The following is a 310-nucleotide window of genomic DNA, read 5'->3' on the forward strand; positions in this document are numbered from 1 at the left end:
CACCGGCAACTCGCGGCTGGATGCGCCCATCCTCAAACAGGCCAACGGCAACGAGCTTGACCTCGACACGCTGGGCGATGAAAAGTTGATTTTGCAGGTCTGGGCGGCGTCGTCCACCGAGTTCAAGGTGGGCGATGTCATCATCATGAACCTCAAGGGCACCACCCTTGAGGGTGAGGCCATCGACACCAAGGTCCACGAAACGATCAATAACGTGCCCTCGGTGGTCGAGGTACTGCTGTCCAACGCCGCCGCCCGGGCCCTGGCGAAAACCCAAGGGGTGTTTTCCTACGAACTGGAACGCGCGGGC

1 protein-coding gene is annotated in these 310 nt (G+C 61.0%); it reads left to right on the plus strand.

Going from position 1 to position 310, the window contains the following annotated elements:
- A partial coding sequence (locus tag E3W21_RS31285; protein WP_166793881.1) for a hypothetical protein occupies nucleotides 1-310 on the plus strand: 310 nt, incomplete at both ends.

This window comes from Pseudomonas sp. F01002 (genome assembly GCF_004402115.1).
Lineage (GTDB): Bacteria > Pseudomonadota > Gammaproteobacteria > Pseudomonadales > Pseudomonadaceae > Aquipseudomonas > Aquipseudomonas frigoris.